Raw genomic sequence first — 17626 nt, 5'->3', positions numbered from 1 at the left:
CACGCATAAGTCGGCTTGAGTCGCCAACGTTCTTCAACGACACAGATTAGGGATAGTCGCTAGGTCGGCCTCCAAGTGACATTAGCGACTGGCGGTATTTGCTTAGAACCTGCGCGCATGAACCCGGTTGAAGAGCTGTCAAACCCGCGCCACGTACCGGTGGTCAGATGGGTGGAGAAGGCAAGGCTGGCGAAAGCCGGTCGGTATCTGATGGTGAGGCTGGGTGCCGCATCTGCGTTCGCAATGCGCACTGCCCTGTTTGTCGAGGCCGCGCTGTGCAAGGCGGTCCCGTTCCAAGTTTCCGGTGTCGTGAATGCCCACCACGAACGCCATGTCGCACGGGCCTGAAGACATGCAGCAGCCTTTGTTCACCCAGTTTGTGTTCACCCCCGCAGGTCAGGACGACGCCAGTCTGGCGATCGCCGCCTGTCGTGCCGGCGCCGTCGGCGTCGTCAATGCCGAATGGCAGCCTGACAGCCAGGTCGTGCTGGCCATGCTGGCCCAGGTGGCACGCCACGGTGGTGAAGGCTACGGCCTCAAGCTGGACCGGCTGGACCTGACGCTGGAAACCGCGCTGCAATCGCCCGCGCTGTCCGGCCTGGCTTGGCTGATCGTCGAGGCGCCGCTGGTCGAAGCCGCATGGCCGCTGATGACGCAGCTGCAGGCCCGCGGTGTGCGCCTGCTGGTGGAAGTCTGCGCGCCGGTGCTGCCGGTGCTGCCTGCCGAAGGCGTGGTCGAAGGCTGGTTGCTGAAGGGCAACGAGGCTGGCGGTTTTGTCGGTGAAGATGCTTCATTCATCCTGCTGCAGAAGTGGCGCAAGCTGAGCGCGCTGCCGCTGTACCTGCGCGGTGGCCTCACCCCGCACGTGGCCGCAGCCTGCAGCGCCATCGGCATGGCCGGTGGTGTGCTCGACTCGCAAGTCCTGCTGCTCGAAGAAGCCGGCCCCAGCGACGCGCTGATTGCGATGCTGGGCAACCTGTCCGGCAACGAAGCCACCGCGATTGGCGACGGCGAGCATGGCGAATACGTTCGCGTGCTGGTCCGGCCTGGCCACACTTTCGCGCGGCAACTGGTGGTCGATGGCGAAGGCCTGGGTTTTGCGAAGCTGGCCGAGATCGTCAAGGGCAAGGCCGACTGGCGCAACCTGCGCGCCGGCCTGCTGCCGCTGGGGCAGGACGTCTGTTTTGCTGGCACCTGGCGCAAGCAGTACAAGCACCTCGCCGCCGTGCTGCGCGCGTTCGACGAGGCGGTGGCCGGCCACCTGAAGGCGGCAGTCGCCGCCAATGCGATCAGCAAGGACGCGCCGCTGGCGGAGGCTCTGGGCATTACGTTCCCGCTGGTCCAGGGCCCGATGACCCGCGTGTCCGACAGCGCAGCCTTTGCCCAGGCGGTCGCCGACGGTGGTGCGCTGCCGATGCTGGCCTTTGCGCTGCTCAAGGGCGCTGCACTGCGCGAGCTGCTGGAAGACTCGGCCCGTCGCATGGCGACCAAGCCCTGGGGCATCGGCCTGCTGGGCTTTGCGCCGCAGTCGCTGCTCGACGAGCAACTGGCCATGGCGGCCGAGTACAAGCCGAGTTACGCCATCATTGCCGGCGGCCGGCCCGACCAGGCCGTGACGCTGGAACGCGCAGGCATCCCGACCTTCCTGCACGTGCCGTCGGCCAACCTGATCCCGATGTTCGTCGGCGAAGGCGCTCGCCGCTTCATCTTCGAAGGCCGCGAATGCGGTGGTCACATCGGCCCGCTGAGCAGCTTCGTGCTGTGGAGCACCATGGTCGACAAGCTGCTGGCCGAGCTGGCCGGCAGCAAGGTGCCTCCCGGCGACCTGCAGGTGCTGTTCGCCGGCGGCGTGCACGACGCTGTGTCGTCCGCCTTCGTGCAGACCATGATCGCCCCGCTGGCAGCCAAGGGCGTCAAGGTTGGCATCCTGATGGGCAGCGCCTACCTGTTCACCAGGGAAATCGTCGAGAGCGGCGCCATCGTCGAGCAGTTCCAGAAGGAAGTGATCGAATGCGACCACACGGTGGCGCTCGAATCCGGCCCGGGCCACGCCAGCCGCTGCGGCTACACGCCATTCGCCGAAGAATTCTTCCGCAAGCGTGACGAATTGAAGGCCGCGAAGGTGCCGGCCGATGAAGCTCGTCACGTGCTGGACGACCTGATCCTGGGCCGCCTGCGCATGGCTTCCAAAGGCACGACCCGCGTCGGCCTGAACGGCAAGCTGGAAAACCTGACGCCGGAGCAGCAGCGTGCCGACGGCATGTACATGCTGGGCCAGGTCGCCACGCTGCGCAACGAAGTCACGCAGATCGAAGACCTGCACCGGCAGGTCACCGAAGATGCGGCTGCGATGATGGCCGAGCGCCTGGCCGGCTTGGGCGATGCACCGCGCGCCGCCACTGCCGGTCCGGCCGACATCGCCATCGTCGGCCTGGCCACCTTGCTGCCCAAGGCCAACGACAGCCGCCAGTACTGGGACAACATCCTGGGCAAGGTCGACGCGATCACCGAGATCCCGTCGCACCGCTGGGACTGGCGCCTGTACTTCGACGAAAACCGCTACGCCAAGGACAAGATCTACTCCAAGTGGGGCGGCTTCCTGGACGACATGGCCTTCGACCCGACGCGCTTCGGCATGCCGCCGAAGTCCATCGAAGCGATCGATCCAATGCAGCTGATGGCGCTGGAAGTCGCTCAGCGCACGCTGGTGGACTCGGGCTATCACGAGAAGGCTTTCAATCGCGAGAGGTCCTCGGTCATCATCGGCGCCAGCGGTGGTACCGGTGACGTGGGCACGCAGTACGGCCTGCGGTCGGAGCTGCCGCGCTTCCAGGGCCAACTGCCTGAGGACGTGGCCGATCGCCTGCCCGAGTGGACCGAAGATTCCTTCGCCGGCATCCTGGTCAACGTGATCGCCGGCCGCATTGCCAACCGCCTGAATTTTGGGGGCGTGAACTACACCACCGATGCCGCTTGCGGCTCCTCGCTGGCTGCCGTGTACCAGGGCGTGAACGAACTGGTGGATGGCCGCAGCGACATGGTGCTGGCCGGCGGTGTCGACACGGTGCAAGGCCCGTTCGGCTACCTGTGCTTCAGCAAGACGCAGGCGCTGTCGCCGCGTGGCCGCTGCTCCACTTTTGACCAGAACGGCGACGGCATCGCGGTCTCCGAAGGCATTGCGATGATCGCGATGAAGCGCCTGGCCGATGCCGAGCGCGATGGCGACCGCATCTATGCCGTGATCAAGGGCGCTGGCGGCAGCAGCGACGGCAATGCCAAGGGCATGACCGCACCGCTGCCGGCTGGCCAGCTGCGCGCGATGCGCCGCGCCTACGCGCAAGCCGGTTTCGGCCCGTCCGATGTGGGCCTGTTCGAGGCACACGGCACCGGCACGGTGGCCGGCGACACGGCGGAGCTGGAAAGCACCACCGCGCTGATGCGCGAAGAAAACGGCGCGCCGCGCAGCGCCGTGGTCGGCTCGGTCAAGACCATGATCGGCCACACCAAGGCCACGGCCGGCGTGGCCGGCCTGATCAAGGCCGCGCTGTCGCTGCAGCACCGCGTGCTGCCGCCGCACCTGAACGTCAAGAAGCCGGTCGCGATCCTGCAAGCCGAAGACGCGCCATTGCACCTGCTGGAAGATGCGCAGCCCTGGTTGACGGTGGATGCCAAGCCGCGCCGCGCGGCCTGCAGCGCCTTCGGCTTTGGTGGCACCAACTTCCACGTCGTGATGGAGGAGTACACCCGCGAGTACCGCCCGTGGGTGCGCAGCGCAACCATGAGCCAATGGCCGGCCGAGCTGATGCTGTTCAGTGCCGCGAGCAAGGCTGAACTGGCCGACCGCGCCGCCGAACTTTCGACGCAACTGCCTTCGCTCAAGGACCTGGTGCTGCGCGACCTGGCTGCCAGCCTGGCCCAGCAATGGGAAGCCGGCAGCGACACGCTGGCCGTCGTCGCGAAGGACGCTGGCGACCTGGCTAGCAAGCTGGAGAAGGCTGCTGCCTTCCTGCGCGGCCAGGCGCCCATGCTGCCGCCGGGCGCTCACTTCGGTGCTGTCGGTGCGGACGCTGGCAAGGTGGCCTTGCTGTTCCCCGGCCAGGGTTCGCAGTACCCGATGATGGGCCGCGAACTCGCCGTGCTGTTCCCGGTCGTCGCCGACGCGCTGTCGCGTGCCAATGCTGCGCTGAAGGGCGCCTTCGAGACCCGCTTCGGCCGCGGTGCCAGCCTGGGTGGCTTCATCTTCCCGCGCGGCGCCTATGACGACGCCGCCAAGGACGCCGCCAAGCTGGCACTGACCAGCACCGACGTGGCACAGCCCGCGCTGGGTGCGCTGGAAGTCGGCCTGCTGCGCCTGATGCAGGGCTTCGGCCTGAAGGCCGACATGGCGGCAGGCCACAGCTACGGCGAGTTCGTGGCGCACCATGCCGCAGGCGCCTACGACCTGGAAGCGCTGATGACGCTGTCGGCGGCCCGTGGCCGCTTCATCGTCGACGCCGCCAAGGCCGGTGGTGCCGAGCTGGGCACCATGGCCGCGGTGCAGGCGCAACGCGCCGATGTCGAGAAGCACATCGCCGGTCTGGACAGCGTGGTGATCGCCAACCACAACGCACCGCTGCAAACCATCATCTCCGGCACCCATGCCGGCGTGAAGGCTGCGCTGGAGAAGCTGCAAGCCGCTGGTGTGGACGTCACGCCCATCCCGGTTGCTGCGGCCTTCCACTCGGCCCTGGTGGCCCCGGCGCAAGCCCAGTTGGCCGAACTCATCCAGGCCACCGACTGGCACACCGGCATGCTGCCGGTCTACGCCAATGCCACCGGCAAGCCGCACGCGGACGATGTCGCCACGGTCAAGCGCCAGATGGCCGACCACCTGGTGCAGTCGGTCGAGTTTGTGGCCGAGATCGAGGCGATGTACGCCGCTGGTGCCCGCACCTTCATCGAGATCGGCCCGAAGGCCGTGCTGAGCAAGCTGACCGGCAAGATCCTGGCCGGCCAGCCGCACAAGGCCATTGCCATCGACGACGGAAGCGGCCTGCCTGGCTTGTTGAACGGCCTGGCACAGATGCTGTGCGCTGGCGTTGACCTGGACATTTCGCCGCTGTTCGAGAAGCGCGACTGCCGCATTGGCAACGCCACCCAGCCAGCCGCGCTGCAGCGCACCGTCACCGTGCCCAAGCATGCCTGGATGCTGAACGGCAGCGGTGCCCGCAAGGTCACCGAGCCGGTGCAGCAGATCGGCATGACGCTGGAGCAGGCAGAGGTGCGCAACGCCGCCTTGGCCGCCCCTGCGCCTGTGCTTGCCGCTGTGGCCACTGCCGCCGCGCCGGCCCTTGCCGCGTCCCCCGCTTCGACCGCCATCGCAGCCGCGTCGGTGGCCTACACCCCTGTTCAAGCAATCCCGCCCGTCACCCCCCCACGTTGGAGAAAAGAGTCCCGTATGGATGAACGACGTCCCCTGCCACCGGCAGGATCTTCCGGCGTCATGTCGGAATACTTCGAGACCATGCGTCAGTTCCTGGAGACCCAGGAACGCGTCATGGGCATGTTTGTCGGTCAAGGTGAGCCGATGGCGGCTCGCCCGGCAGCTCCCCGTCTGCAGCGCGCTGCGCAGCCGATGGCACTGCCGCGCGTGACGGAGTACGCCGCGCCCGCACCGGTCGCTGCCGTGGTGCCCCCGGTTGCCGCTCCGGCACCGGTGGTGGCTGCGCCTGCGCCGGTCGTTGCGATGCCGGCACCGGTGCCCGCACCGGTTGCCGTGCCTGCTCCGGTGGTGGCCAAGGCCGCCCCGGCGCCTGCACCTGCCGTGGCGGCAGTGCCCGCACCGGCACCTGTTGCCGCTGCTGGCGCTGCGAGTGCTGCAATGGGCCGTGACCAGATGATCGACATGCTGCTTGCCATCGTCGAAGACAAGACTGGCTACCCGCGCGACATGGTGGGCCTGGACCAGAACCTTGAATCCGACCTGGGCATCGACTCGATCAAGCGCATCGAAGTGGTCGGCGCCATGCTGCAGAAGCTTCCGGAAGGGCTGCGTGCCAGCCTGACCGAAAGCCGCAGCAAGCTGAACACCCAGCCGACCTTGAATGGCATGTTGGACATCCTGTCCTCCGCCAAAGCAGGAAGCGTGGTGGCAAGCCCTTTTGATGTTGCCGAGACGGGATCAAAGGTTGTCGCTGCAAGCAGCGACAGCCACCCGCCTCGGCATGTCATGGTGCCTGCGCACGAAAGCATCGACGCCGATGCGCTGAAGCAGCTGCAACCCGGCCTGTTCGTGATCACAGAAGATCTCGCAGGCCAGGCCAAGGCCTTGGCTGGCGCCCTGCGCGAGCAGGGGCGCGAGTCCGTCCTGGTCGGGCGGGCCGTGCTGGGCAGCGAATCGGCCTTGATTGAATGGGCAGCGGCCCTGCGCCAGCAGGCGCAACCGTTGGCCGGTGTCATCCACCTGGCGGCATTGGGCGGGGAACTGCTCGCGCCGCAAGGTTCGGTGGCCGAATGGCGCCAGCAATTGCTGACGCATGAAAAGTCCTTGTTCCTGCTGTTGAAGGAACTGGCCTCCCGCCTGACCGAAGGCTCGCATGTGATGGCTGTCAGTGCGCTGGGTGGTCATTTCAACCGGGCGGGTGAGCACACGCCTGCCGGCCTGTCGCTGCAGAGCGGCGCGGTCGGCATGCTGAAGTCCTTCCACGAAGAGCGGCCTGAGCTGCGCGTGAAGGCGGTGGACCTGGACCCGGGCCAGTCGGCTGCGGCCCAGATCCAGACGGTGATGTCGGAACTCGAAGTCGTGGGTGGCCGCCAGGAAGTTGGCTATCCGGCGGGTCAGCGCACGGTGTTCCGCACCGAGGCGGTGGTGGTGCCGACCGACCCTGCGAACCTGGAAAAACTGAAGGGCATCGTGGTGCTGGCCACCGGTGGTGCCCGTGGCATCACGGCCGAAGTGCTGCGCGAGCTCGCGCTGCCCGGCAATACGCTGGTGCTGACTGGCCGTGGCGCCTGGCCCGAAGCCGAGCCGGCCGAACAGGCCGCGCTGACCACGGAAGGCGCGCTGCGTGCGCACTTCATCGCCCTGGTGCGTGCGGGCAAGCTCAGCATGAAGCCGGCAGAAGTGCAGAAGAAGGTGCAGGCCGTGCTGGCCGCGCGCGAGATGCACGGCAACAAGGCCGACTTCGAGCAGCGCGGTGCCAAGGTGGAATACCACCCTGTCGACGTGGGCAGCGATGACGGCATGAAGGCCTTGCTGGCCGACCTGTACACCCGCCACGGCGCGGTGCACGGCGTGCTGCACGGCGCGGGCGTGATCGAGGACAAGCTGCTGGTCGACAAGGCCTCGGACAGCTGGGACCGTGTGGTCGGCACCAAGGTCATGGGCCTGCTGCTGCTGCAGAAGTACCTGAAGCCCGAATCGCTGCGCTTCCTGAGCGTGTTCAGCTCGGTCGCTGGCCGTTACGGCAACAGCGGCCAGTCCGACTACGCGACCGCCAACGAACTGATGAACCGGCTGTGCTGCCAGCTGCAGCGCCGCTGGGAATACAAGGTCAACGTCAACGCCCTGTGCTGGGGCCCGTGGGGCCCGACGATGTTCGGCGCCGGCATGGTGACGGCCGAGACCGAAGCCAAGTTCGCCGAGAAGGGCGTCTACCTGGTGACCGCCGAGATGGGTCGCCGCCTGCTGATCGACGAGCTGATGCGCAGCAGCGGCGTGGACAACATCGAGATCATCTGCGGCGCCGGTCCGTGGGAAGCGCGCGAGGCCGACCTTGGCCGCATCCGGCGCCAGAACCCTCCGGCCCCACGTGAGGTGCTGGGCTCGCTGCTCGGCCCGGCCGAGATGATGACGCTGCCGATGGGCGGCCAGGTCGTGACCTTTAACGTCGACGCGAACCACGTCTACCTGCAGGAACACTGCATCGACAAGACGCCGGTGCTGCCGGCAGCCGCCGCGCTGGAGTTGCTGGCCCAGGCCGGCCGCACGCTGTGGCCGGGCTGGCACGTCGTCGAGGTGCGCGACTTCCGCCTGATGAAGGGCGTGGAGCTGAAGGAGGCTACCCGCAAGTTCGACATCGTGATCAACCCGCCGCCGTATGGCAGCGCGGAAGGCTTCGAGGTCAACGCAACGCTGCAGTCCGAGCAGCAGGGTGGCAAGTCGGTGGTGCACTACAAGGCCGTGCTGCGGCTGGAGCAGCGCATGCCCGAAGGCTTCTCCCGTGCGCCGCGTGCCCGCTTCGACAAGAAGCTGCCGGTGGCCCAGGCCTACGACGAGTACCTGTTCCACGGTCCGCGCTTCCAGGTGATGAAGACGCTCAAGGGCCTGTCGGCAGATGCCGCGGCCGCCACCGTCGCGTCCAGCAAGCCGGCCGAGTGGATGGGCCATGTGCCGGCCGAGCAGGACCGCTGGGTGTTCGACCCGGCGCTGATCGATGCCGGCCCGCAGCTGGCCATCGTCTGGGACCGCCTGTTCCGTGACGAGACCTGCCTGCCGACCCGCTTCGGCCGCGTGTCCCGCTATGTGGAACAGCTGCCGGCGCAGATGACGATGGAAATCGAGATCGTGCCGCTGGAAGACAGCAGCCTGGTCGGCGCCAACGTCTACTACACCAACACCGCCGGCGAGGTGGTGATGATGATCGAGGACATGCAGTGCATCTCCAGCAACGCGCTGAACCGCCTGGGCGGCACGGCCCGGCTGGCAGCCAAGTCCTCTGTCTGAAGCTCCTGATTGCGCACCATGACTGAATCGACCCAAGGCGCCGCCGCCACCGGTGGCATCTCCAGCAAGGCCGACGTGCCTGCCGCCGTTGCCATCATCGGCATGGCCTGCATGTACCCGCAGGCCGGCAGCATGCATGCCTTCTGGCGCAACATCATCGGCGGGGTCGACGCGATCACCGAGCCGGTCGAGTCCTGGGACGCCCAGCGCTACCTCGACACCGGCCGCATCAAGACGCCGTATGGCGGCTACCTGAAGGACCTCTACCGCTTCGATCCACGCGAATTCGGCATCATGCCGAACTCGCTGGATGGCGGTGAGCCGGACCAGTTCCTGGCGCTGAAGGTGGCGGGTGATGCGCTGCGCGATGCGGGTGGCCGCTACGCCGACCCGAAGTACGACCACCGCGACACCGGCATCGTGCTGGGTCACAGCACCTATCTGCACCGTGGGCAGGGCACGCTGATCCAGAATCACATCGTGGTCGACCAGACCATCGAGATCCTGCGTGCCAGCTGTCCGCACATGACGGAAGAGCAGATCGAGGCCGTGCGCAGCATGCTGGCCAAGAAGCTGCCGGCCGCCAGCGCCGACATCGCGCCTGGCCTGGTGCCCAATGTGATGACTGGCCGCATTGCCAACCGGCTGAACCTCAAGGGCCCGAACTACCTGGTGGACGCGGCCTGCTCGTCTTCGCTGCTGGCCGTCAACGCCGCCATGGACGAACTGCGCCTGGGCCGCAGCAAGCTGATGTTGGCGGGCGGCGTGAACGCTTCGCTGCCTGCGGAAGTCTCGGTCATCTTCACCCAGCTTGGCGCCTTGAGTGGCCGCGGCAAGGTGCGCCCGTTCGAAAAAGGCAGTGACGGCACGCTGCTGGGCGAAGGCCTGGGCATCGTCGCGCTGAAGCTGCTGGACGAAGCGCTGGCCGATGGCGACCGCATCTACGCCGTGGTGCGTGGCGTGGGCCAGTCCAGCGACGGCCGTGGCACCGGCCTGCTCGCGCCCAGCATGGAAGGTGAATCGCTGGCGATGAAGCGTGCCTACTCGGACTGTGGCGTGGACCCATCCACCATCAGCCTGATCGAGGCCCATGGCACCGGCATTCCGCTGGGCGACAAGACCGAGATCGGCGCACTGAAGAGCATCTTCGGCGAGCGCACGGCAGAGCAGGGCACGATCGCACTGGGCTCGGTCAAGTCCATGATCAGCCACACGATTCCGGCCGCCGGCATGGCAGGCCTGATCAAGAGCGCGCTGGCGCTGCACCACAAGGTGCTGCCGCCGATGCTGTGCGGCGAGATCAATCCGGATCTGGGCATTGACCAGACGCCGATGTACATCAACAACCAGACCGGGCCGTGGATCGCGCCGCAAGGCGCGCCGCGCCGCGCGGGTGTCAATTCCTTCGGCTTTGGCGGCATCAACACCCATGCGGTGCTGGAAGAAGCGCCAGCTGCGGCCCTGTCGCCGCAGCGCTTCATGCCCTGGTCGGCCGAGCTGTTCGTGCTGTCGGCCGATTCCGCCGAGGCGCTGAAGACGCGAGTGGCCGAGGTGCAGGCCCTGATCGAGGCGCGCCATGACCTGACGCTGTCCGACCTGGCCGGCTCGCTGGCTGCCACCGATGCGCAAGCCGCCTGTCGTCTGGCGCTGGTCGCGTCCGACAAGGCCAGCTTGTCCAAGCAGCTGACACAAGCCGTCAAGAAGCTGAGTGATGGCAACCCGAACTGGTCCACCCGCAATGGCATGGTCTACAGCAGCCAGCCGATGCAGGGCAAGCTGGCCTTCATCTTCCCGGGTGAAGGTTCGCAGTACCCCGGCATGCTGGGCGATCTGGCGCTGTGCTTCGACGACGTGCGCAACTGGCTGGACTTCTGGTGCAGCCTGTATCCGGACCAGCCGGGCGAGCGCCGCACCGACATTGCCTACCCGCCGTCCACCGGCCTGAGCGCGGAGCGCCGGGCGATGCTCGAGCGCCGCATGAACGACATGGACGTCGGCTCCGAAGCCGTGTTCGTCGGCGGCCAGGCGCTGAACCAGTTGCTGGGCACGCTGGGCGTACAGCCGGACGTGATGCTGGGCCACAGTTCAGGCGAATCGTCGGCGCTGGCGGCTTCGGGTGCGATTCCTGCCGCCACGCCGCAGGAGCTGGCCGAGTTCATCCGTGAGCTGAACAAGGTCTACCGTGCCGAACTGGCCGATGGTTCGATCCCGACCGGCGCGCTGCTGGCCGTCGGTGCGTTGCCGCGCGAGCAGCTGGACGGCTTTGTCGCCGAAGCCGGTACCGGTGTGTTCGTTGCGATGGACAACTGCGCGAACCAGGTGATCCTGTACGGCTCGGCCGAAGCCATGGCTGCGCTGCAGGCCAAGCTGACGCAGGTTGGTGCGATCTGCATGATGCTGCCGTTCGACCGCGGCTACCACACGCCTGCGTTCGACACCGTCACCAAGGCCTTCCTGAAGTACTACCGCGCGATCAAGCTCGGCGCGCCGCGCGTGCCGATGTACTCGTGCGCTTCGGCCAATCTGTTCCCCGAAGGCACGACCGCGCTGCGCCAGCAGGCCGCCGCCCAGTGGTCCACCACCGTGCGCTTCCGCGAAACCATCCAGAAGATGCACGACGACGGCGTGCGCTGGTTCATCGAGGTCGGCCCGTCGGCCAACCTGACGGCCTTTGTCAACGACATCCTGGCCGGCCGCGAATACACCGCCATTGCCACCAACCAGCGCCGCCGCAGCGGCATGGAACAGCTGCTCAGCGTGCTGGGTCAGCTGTGGGTGCATCAGAAGCCGGTGGGCCTGGCCACGCTGTTCAATGGCCGCAAGCTGAACACCGTGGCGCTGACGGACCTGACCGTGCCGGCGCCCAAGGGCGTGTTGCTGGACAACACCATGCCGCAGATGCACCTGAACGAAGGTGAACGCTGCCGCCTGCGTGACCTCGCCGCACTGCCGTCCGAAGCGGTGCCGGTGGCTGCACCCGTGCTGGCTGCCTTGCCGCCAGCAGTGCAGGCGCCCGTTGCTGCAGCCGTTGTGCCGGTCGAAGCGCCTGCTCCCATGGAGGAGCTGTCGCCGCTGGACAGCGAGGCCGCGCTGCGTGGCCAGGTCATGGGCGAATACTTCGACGTGATGCGCGGCTTCCTGGAACAGCAGCGCGCGGTGATGGATCGCCTGCCGATCGAGTCCGACTGGGACGAGTCAGCCGAGGCTGTCGCCGCGGAGCAGGACCCGGTGGCGGCTGCCATGGGATTCCTTGACGAGATCCTGGAATTCGACGAAGAACACCTGGTGGCGCGTTCCGCGCTGAGCCTGGAGCGAGACAACTTCCTGCGCGACCACGTGCTGTCCGGCCGTGTCTCCGTGGATGACCCGCAGCTGGTCGGCCTGTCCTGCGTGCCGCTGATGGTGAGCCTGGAGATCATGGCCCAGGCGGCCGCTGCACTGGCCGGCAGCGTCAACGTCTGCGTGATCGAAAACGTGCGCGCTTTCGACTGGATCGCGCTGGACGATGGCGAGATCGAGCTGAAGGTGCAGGCCAAGGTGATGAACCGCGAGCAGCAGCGCTTCAGCGCCTTGCTGTCCGGGCCGTCGGGCCGGCTGGTGAGCGCGGAATTCCGCTTTGCGCCGGTGTGGCAACTGCCCGCGGCGAGCAACCTGACGGAATGGCGCAGTTCGCTTTGGAACGACGAAGAGCTCTACACCTGCGGCATGTTCCATGGCCCGGTGTTCCAAAGTATCGAGCACATCCACGGTTGGGACGACGCGGGCATCGATTGCGCGCTGTCGCCGGTCTCGCTGGACAGCTTCTTCACCCCGGGCCAGCAGGCCACGCTGGTGCTGAACCCGGTGCTGCTGGACGCAATGGGTCAGTTGGCAGCCTTCTGGATCGCCCAGTACGTGGGCACGGACTTCAACTGCTTCCCGTCGACCATCGACCGCATTGAGCTCTACACGCCGTGCCCGAACGCACAGCCCGGCATCCAGCTGCGTGCGCGTCACTACTCGCTGGACGCGTCCAACAATGAGGTGTCGGCGCCGCGCGCCTGGCAGTTCGAATGCCTGGACGCCAACGGCCAGCCGCTGGTGCGCGTCAACAAGCTGGTCAACATCTTCTTCTCGGTGCCCAACCGCTTCTACCAGGTCCGCCGTGACCCGCTGAACGGCTGGCTGGGTCAGCCGCTGGCGGCTGGCGCTGAAAAGGGCACCTTGCTGTGGCGCCTGGAGCACCTGCCGGAAGACTTCTGCGCCCAGTCGGGCAACATCTTCCTGCGCATCCTGGCGCACATCTACCTGAGCGTCGAAGAGCGCGAAGAGTGGGCGGCGCTGACGGGCAGCGTGCGCCGCAAGCGGGAGTGGCTGCTGGGCCGTGCATGTCTGAAGGAAGCCGTGCGCCAGTGGATCCAGTTGCAGACCGGCCAGCTGCTGTATTCGTCCGACATCCTGGTCGGTCACGACGAGTTGGGCGCGCCCTGGGTGGACGGCTGGTGGCGCGACCACCTGGTGCCGGCGCCGCAGGTGTCGCTGTCACACAACGAAGCTGGTTCGCTGGTGGCGGTGAATCACCCGGATGCACCGGTGGGCGTGGACGCGGAGCAACACGGCCGCATCCAGAACCCCGAGCTGTTTGCGACTTCGCTGACCGCGGCCGAGCAGGCTGCACTGGCCGCATTGCCGGCCGATCAGCAGCCTGGCCGCCTGCTGGCGCTATGGTGCGCCAAGGAAGCTGCGGCCAAGTGCCTGGGCCTGGGCTTGCAAGGCCAGCCGGAAGCCTTTGCGGTGGAGTTTCTCGATGCAGCCGGCCTGCAGGCCCGCGTGAGCCATGCCCAGGCATTGCTGGCGGTGACGATTTATCGCGACGAGGGCTCGCTGATCGCACTGGCCACAGAGAGCGGCGACCGGGTCGAGGTCCATTGAAGTGGGGACGCTGATGGAAACGCTTGTAAGTGGCCTGGCCCAGGCAGGGGTGGAGCCGGCAGAATGCGTAACCATGCGTGACAGCAGGATCGCCGCGCCTCGTATTTCAGCCGACCGCCGCCCAACCCGCGCCGTGCGCGGACAGGCGGAGCGGTGGCATGCAGGTGTGTTTATTGCTTTCAGTCTGAGCAGTCACGCATCAGCGTCCCTGGACCCTCGGCAACGTCGACGCGAGCGCAGGCTTGCCGCGTACCACCGGTTCGTGATGCGACCGCAGATGTTGAGCCTTTCGGAGTAATTGCCATGCCTGTCGCTCAAGTCAATGGAGCCCGGCTGAACTATGTTCAGATGGCGCCGGAAGATGCCACCGATGAGGTCGAAGACCTCATCATGGTGCACGGATTGGCCACCAACATGGCCTTCTGGTACTTCCACTACGCGCCTGTTTTCTCGCAGCGTTTCCGCGTCACGCTGTTCGACCTGCGCGGCCATGGTCGCTCGGAGATGACCGAAAGCGGCTACGAGCCGCCCGACCTCGCGCAAGACCTGCTGGGCCTGATGGACCACCTGGGCATCCGCAAGGCGCATTTCCTGACCCACAGCTACGGCGGCGTGGTGGCGCTGAACGCCGCCTGCCTGGCGCCGCACCGCTTCAGCAGCCTGGTGCTGGCAGACACCCATATCGCAGCCGCTCGCCACGAACACCACTGGGAAGCCGGCCAGTTCGGCACCAAGATGCAGGCTGTGCTTGACGAGCACGGCATCGGGCTGGACACCCGCGACCCGTATTTCGGCTACAAGCTGCTGACCGAGGTGGCCCACCTGCAATTGCGCAGCGAGGAAGTGCCCGCCGTGCTGCAGGAGATGGTCAGCCCGTTCATCGGCAAGTACGGCAACCGCACGGCCAGCCAGTGGATCCGCCTGATGGACCAGACCAAGGCCTGCACCGAGCTGATGGGCGACGACGGACTGCGGCTGGACGAGCTGCGCAAGCTGCAGTTCCCCATCATGGCCATGTACGGCGACCATTCGCAAGCCCGGCTGACCGGCCGCGAATTGCTGGAAGTCTGGGGCCACGCGGTGTTCCGCCGCGTGCGCGATGGCGGGCATTTCTTCCCGTCGTCCCGGCCACAGGAACTGATTTCCGGCTGCAACCGCTTCTGGGGCGGTGAGTTCGGCGTGCGCCACGAGCTGCGCACCGGCGAGCCCAAGCGCAACTTCTTCCGCAGCGACCGCATTTTCCAGGCTGGCGAAGCCTGGTATTTCACGACCCGGGAGCACGCCCGTGTCGGCCCTGCGGCCAGCCGAGCCGAGGCCGAACAGGTCCTGGCTTCTTTCATTGCCGCGATGGCAACGGAACAACTCAGTGCAGTCTCGCAATAAGAACAAGCTCGGCGTTCATCCCGGACTCGGTCAACGCGATTTCAAACTGGTTGCCCACGGTGGTTTTGGCGATGGCCTGAATGCCTATGCGCATTCGATGGCCTGGTACAAGGACCGGCTGTACGTGGCGACCACGCGGGGCAACTTCCCGTTCATGAAGGCCCGCCTGCCGATCGGCATGGACATCTGGCCGGTGGAGTGCCCCGAGAGTCCGTTCGACCTGGACATGGGTGCCGAGATCTGGTGCTACGACCCGCACGAAGGCGTGTGGGAGAAGCGCTTCAAGGCGCCGATGATCGTCGGCAGCCATGGCAAGCTGATCCCGCGTGAGTTGGGTTTCCGCGGCATGGTGGTCTACACCCCGCCTGGCAGGCCGAACGAGCCCGAGCTGTACGTCAGCACCTGGTCGCCCGCGCGCGGCCCCGGCCCGAACATCCTGCGCTCGACCGACGGGCATCACTTCGAGCCGACCTGCGAGCCCGGCCTGGGCCTGCCGGTCACGACGATCCGCACCATGGTCCCGTTCAAGGGTCGCATGTTCACGACGCCGGCTGGCTCGCGCGGCGGCAATCCGAACGTCTCCGGCCACTCGGTGGTCTACGAGAGCACCGACCCCGCCAGCGGCGAATGGGAGCCGGTATCGGACTTCGGCTTCGGCGATTCCGGCAACAAAACGATCTTCGAGATGTGTGGCTTCGGTGACCATCTCTACATCGGCACCTTCAATCTGGAAGGCTTCCAGATCTGGCGCAGCACGGTGGAAGGGGAGAAGCCCTACCACTGGGAGCGCGTGATCGAGAAGGGGGCCTACCGCGGCCCGCTGAACCAGTGCGTGCTCAGCCTGTACCCGTTCAAGGGGCACCTCTATGTGGGCGGTGGCATCCAGGGCGGTGGCGTGGACACCCAAAACCGCATCGGCCCTGCGCCGCCTGAGCTGCTGCGCATTGCGCCGGATGGCAGCTGGGACCTGCTGGTTGGTGAGACGCGCGACACGCCGCTGGGTCGCAAGGAAGCGCTGTCTGGCTACCTGCCGGGGTTCGACAATTTCTTCAACGGCTATTTCTGGCGCATGTGCGTGCACGATGGCTGGCTGTACATGGGCACCTTCGAGTGGAGCTCGGTGCTGGGTTATGCGAACCGGCGGCGCTGGCCGGAAGCGTTCACGACCATCATCAACAAGCTGACGCCGCAGTTCCTGCTGGACCATTCCTCGGGCTTCGACCTCTATCGAACCTGCGACGGCAAGAACTGGGTGCCGGTCACCACCGATGGCATGGGCAATCCGTACAACATGGGTCTGCGCACGCTGATCTCTACCCCCCACGGCATGTTCATCGGCACCGCGAATCCGTTTGGTCCGAAGATCATGCCGCTCAACGGTGACCGCTACATCCCCAATCCGCGAGGTGGCTGCGAGGTGTTCCTGGGCAGCCCGCGCGACTGAAGCGAAACAGTTCGTCACCGTGTCAACCATCTTCGCCCGCTGGGACGTTGCGAGTGCATACCCTCAAACCTGCCGCTTCGCGGCAGGCCCCCCGAGGGGGATGAGGAAGCTTGGGAGCGGCCCGGCGCTTCCTCATGCAAGCACCCTGGAGAACGAACCATGTCCCTGGTCCGAAAACGATTCATCCTGCGCGGCGGCCTGGCCGCATTGGGCGCGAGTCTGCTGATGCCTGTCTTTGCTGGCCCCCTGAAAGACGCCATCGTCGACCGCATGCTGACGCGCAAGCTGGAGCAGGCGCAAGAAGGTGGCGCCGCGGCAATGGAAGGGCAGATGCTGCCCGTGCCGCTGCCGCCCGGCGCGCGTCTGGAGAAGGATTTCAGCTACGGCAGCGATCCGGCGCAGAAGATGGACATCTACATCCCCCAGCACACGGGGCTGGCGCCGGTGATCTTCATGGTGCACGGTGGCGCCTGGATGGTCGGTGACAAGGGCATGTCCAAGGTCATCATCAACAAGGCCGCGCGATGGCTGCCCAAGGGCTATGTGATCGTGTCGGTCAACTACCCGATGCTGCCGAATTCGCCTGTGGACCAGCAGGCCCGCGACGTCGCCAAGGCCCTGTCCGTGGCCCAGGCCAACGCAGTCAGCTGGGGGGCAGATGCCTCCCGCTTTGTGCTGATGGGCCATTCGGCCGGTGCGCATCTGGTGACGCTGCTCTCGGCCGACCCGCAGATCGCCTACAGCGCCGGGGCCAAACCCTGGCTTGGTACCGTGTCGCTGGACAGTGCATCGATGGACGTGGTCAAGACCATGGAAGACAAGCACTACAGCTTCTATGACAAGGTCTTCGGTAGCGACCCGAACTTCTGGCGCCAGGTCTCGCCGTACCACCGCCTGACCAAGGCGCCGCCGGGCCCGGTGCTGATGGTCTGCGGCACCGGCCGCGCCGACTCCTGCCCACAGGCCCAGGCCTTTGCGCAGAAGGTCATCTCTCTGGGCGGCAAGGCCACGGTGCTGCCGCAGGGCATGAACCATGGCGACATCAACGGCAAGCTGGGTGAGCCAGGTGCGTACACCGACACTGTCGAGAACTTCCTGCGCAGCCTGGGCGTGAGCTGAGCCTGCGGGTATTTCGGCAGGTCACCCGCGTGACAGCTGCCCGAGCGCCACAGGCGCACACTTGC

General features: G+C 66.5%; 6 protein-coding genes. All 6 read left to right on the top strand.

The features are described from left to right. Nucleotides 1-117 precede the first annotated feature (117 nt). The 6 genes from AC3WR5_RS04330 (at nucleotide 118) to AC3WR5_RS04305 (ending at nucleotide 17561) form a co-directional block, all read left to right on the top strand. A complete protein-coding gene (locus AC3WR5_RS04330; RefSeq protein ID WP_141288282.1) occupies nucleotides 118-348 on the top strand; it encodes a hypothetical protein in 231 nt (76 codons plus the stop codon). Then, complete coding sequence (locus tag AC3WR5_RS04325) at nucleotides 314-8704, top strand: SDR family NAD(P)-dependent oxidoreductase (protein WP_492482148.1); 8391 nt, start codon at nucleotides 314-316, stop codon at nucleotides 8702-8704. Before AC3WR5_RS04330 ends, AC3WR5_RS04325 begins: the two co-directional genes overlap by 35 nt. Before the next feature lie 18 nt (nucleotides 8705-8722). Further along, nucleotides 8723-13615: a beta-ketoacyl synthase N-terminal-like domain-containing protein gene (locus AC3WR5_RS04320; protein ID WP_492482146.1), complete on the top strand. Its 4893-nt coding sequence runs from the start codon at nucleotides 8723-8725 to the stop codon at nucleotides 13613-13615. A 303-nt stretch (nucleotides 13616-13918) separates the two neighbouring features. Further along, the gene (locus AC3WR5_RS04315) at nucleotides 13919-14998 is read left to right on the top strand and encodes an alpha/beta fold hydrolase (protein ID WP_141286888.1); all 1080 of its coding nucleotides are present in this window, start codon (nucleotides 13919-13921) and stop codon (nucleotides 14996-14998) included. Then, the gene (locus tag AC3WR5_RS04310) at nucleotides 14982-16442 is read left to right on the top strand and encodes a hypothetical protein (protein WP_141286890.1); all 1461 of its coding nucleotides are present in this window, start codon (nucleotides 14982-14984) and stop codon (nucleotides 16440-16442) included. Before AC3WR5_RS04315 ends, AC3WR5_RS04310 begins: the two co-directional genes overlap by 17 nt. Nucleotides 16443-16601: 159 nt before the next feature. Continuing rightward, entirely contained in the window at nucleotides 16602-17561 is a 960-nt protein-coding gene (locus AC3WR5_RS04305) for an alpha/beta hydrolase (protein WP_492482143.1), read from the top strand. Nucleotides 17562-17626: the final 65 nt, after the last annotated feature.

The organism is Ideonella sp. FW305-24 (assembly GCF_058788035.1).
This window is presented reverse-complemented; position numbering and strand designations above follow the sequence as displayed.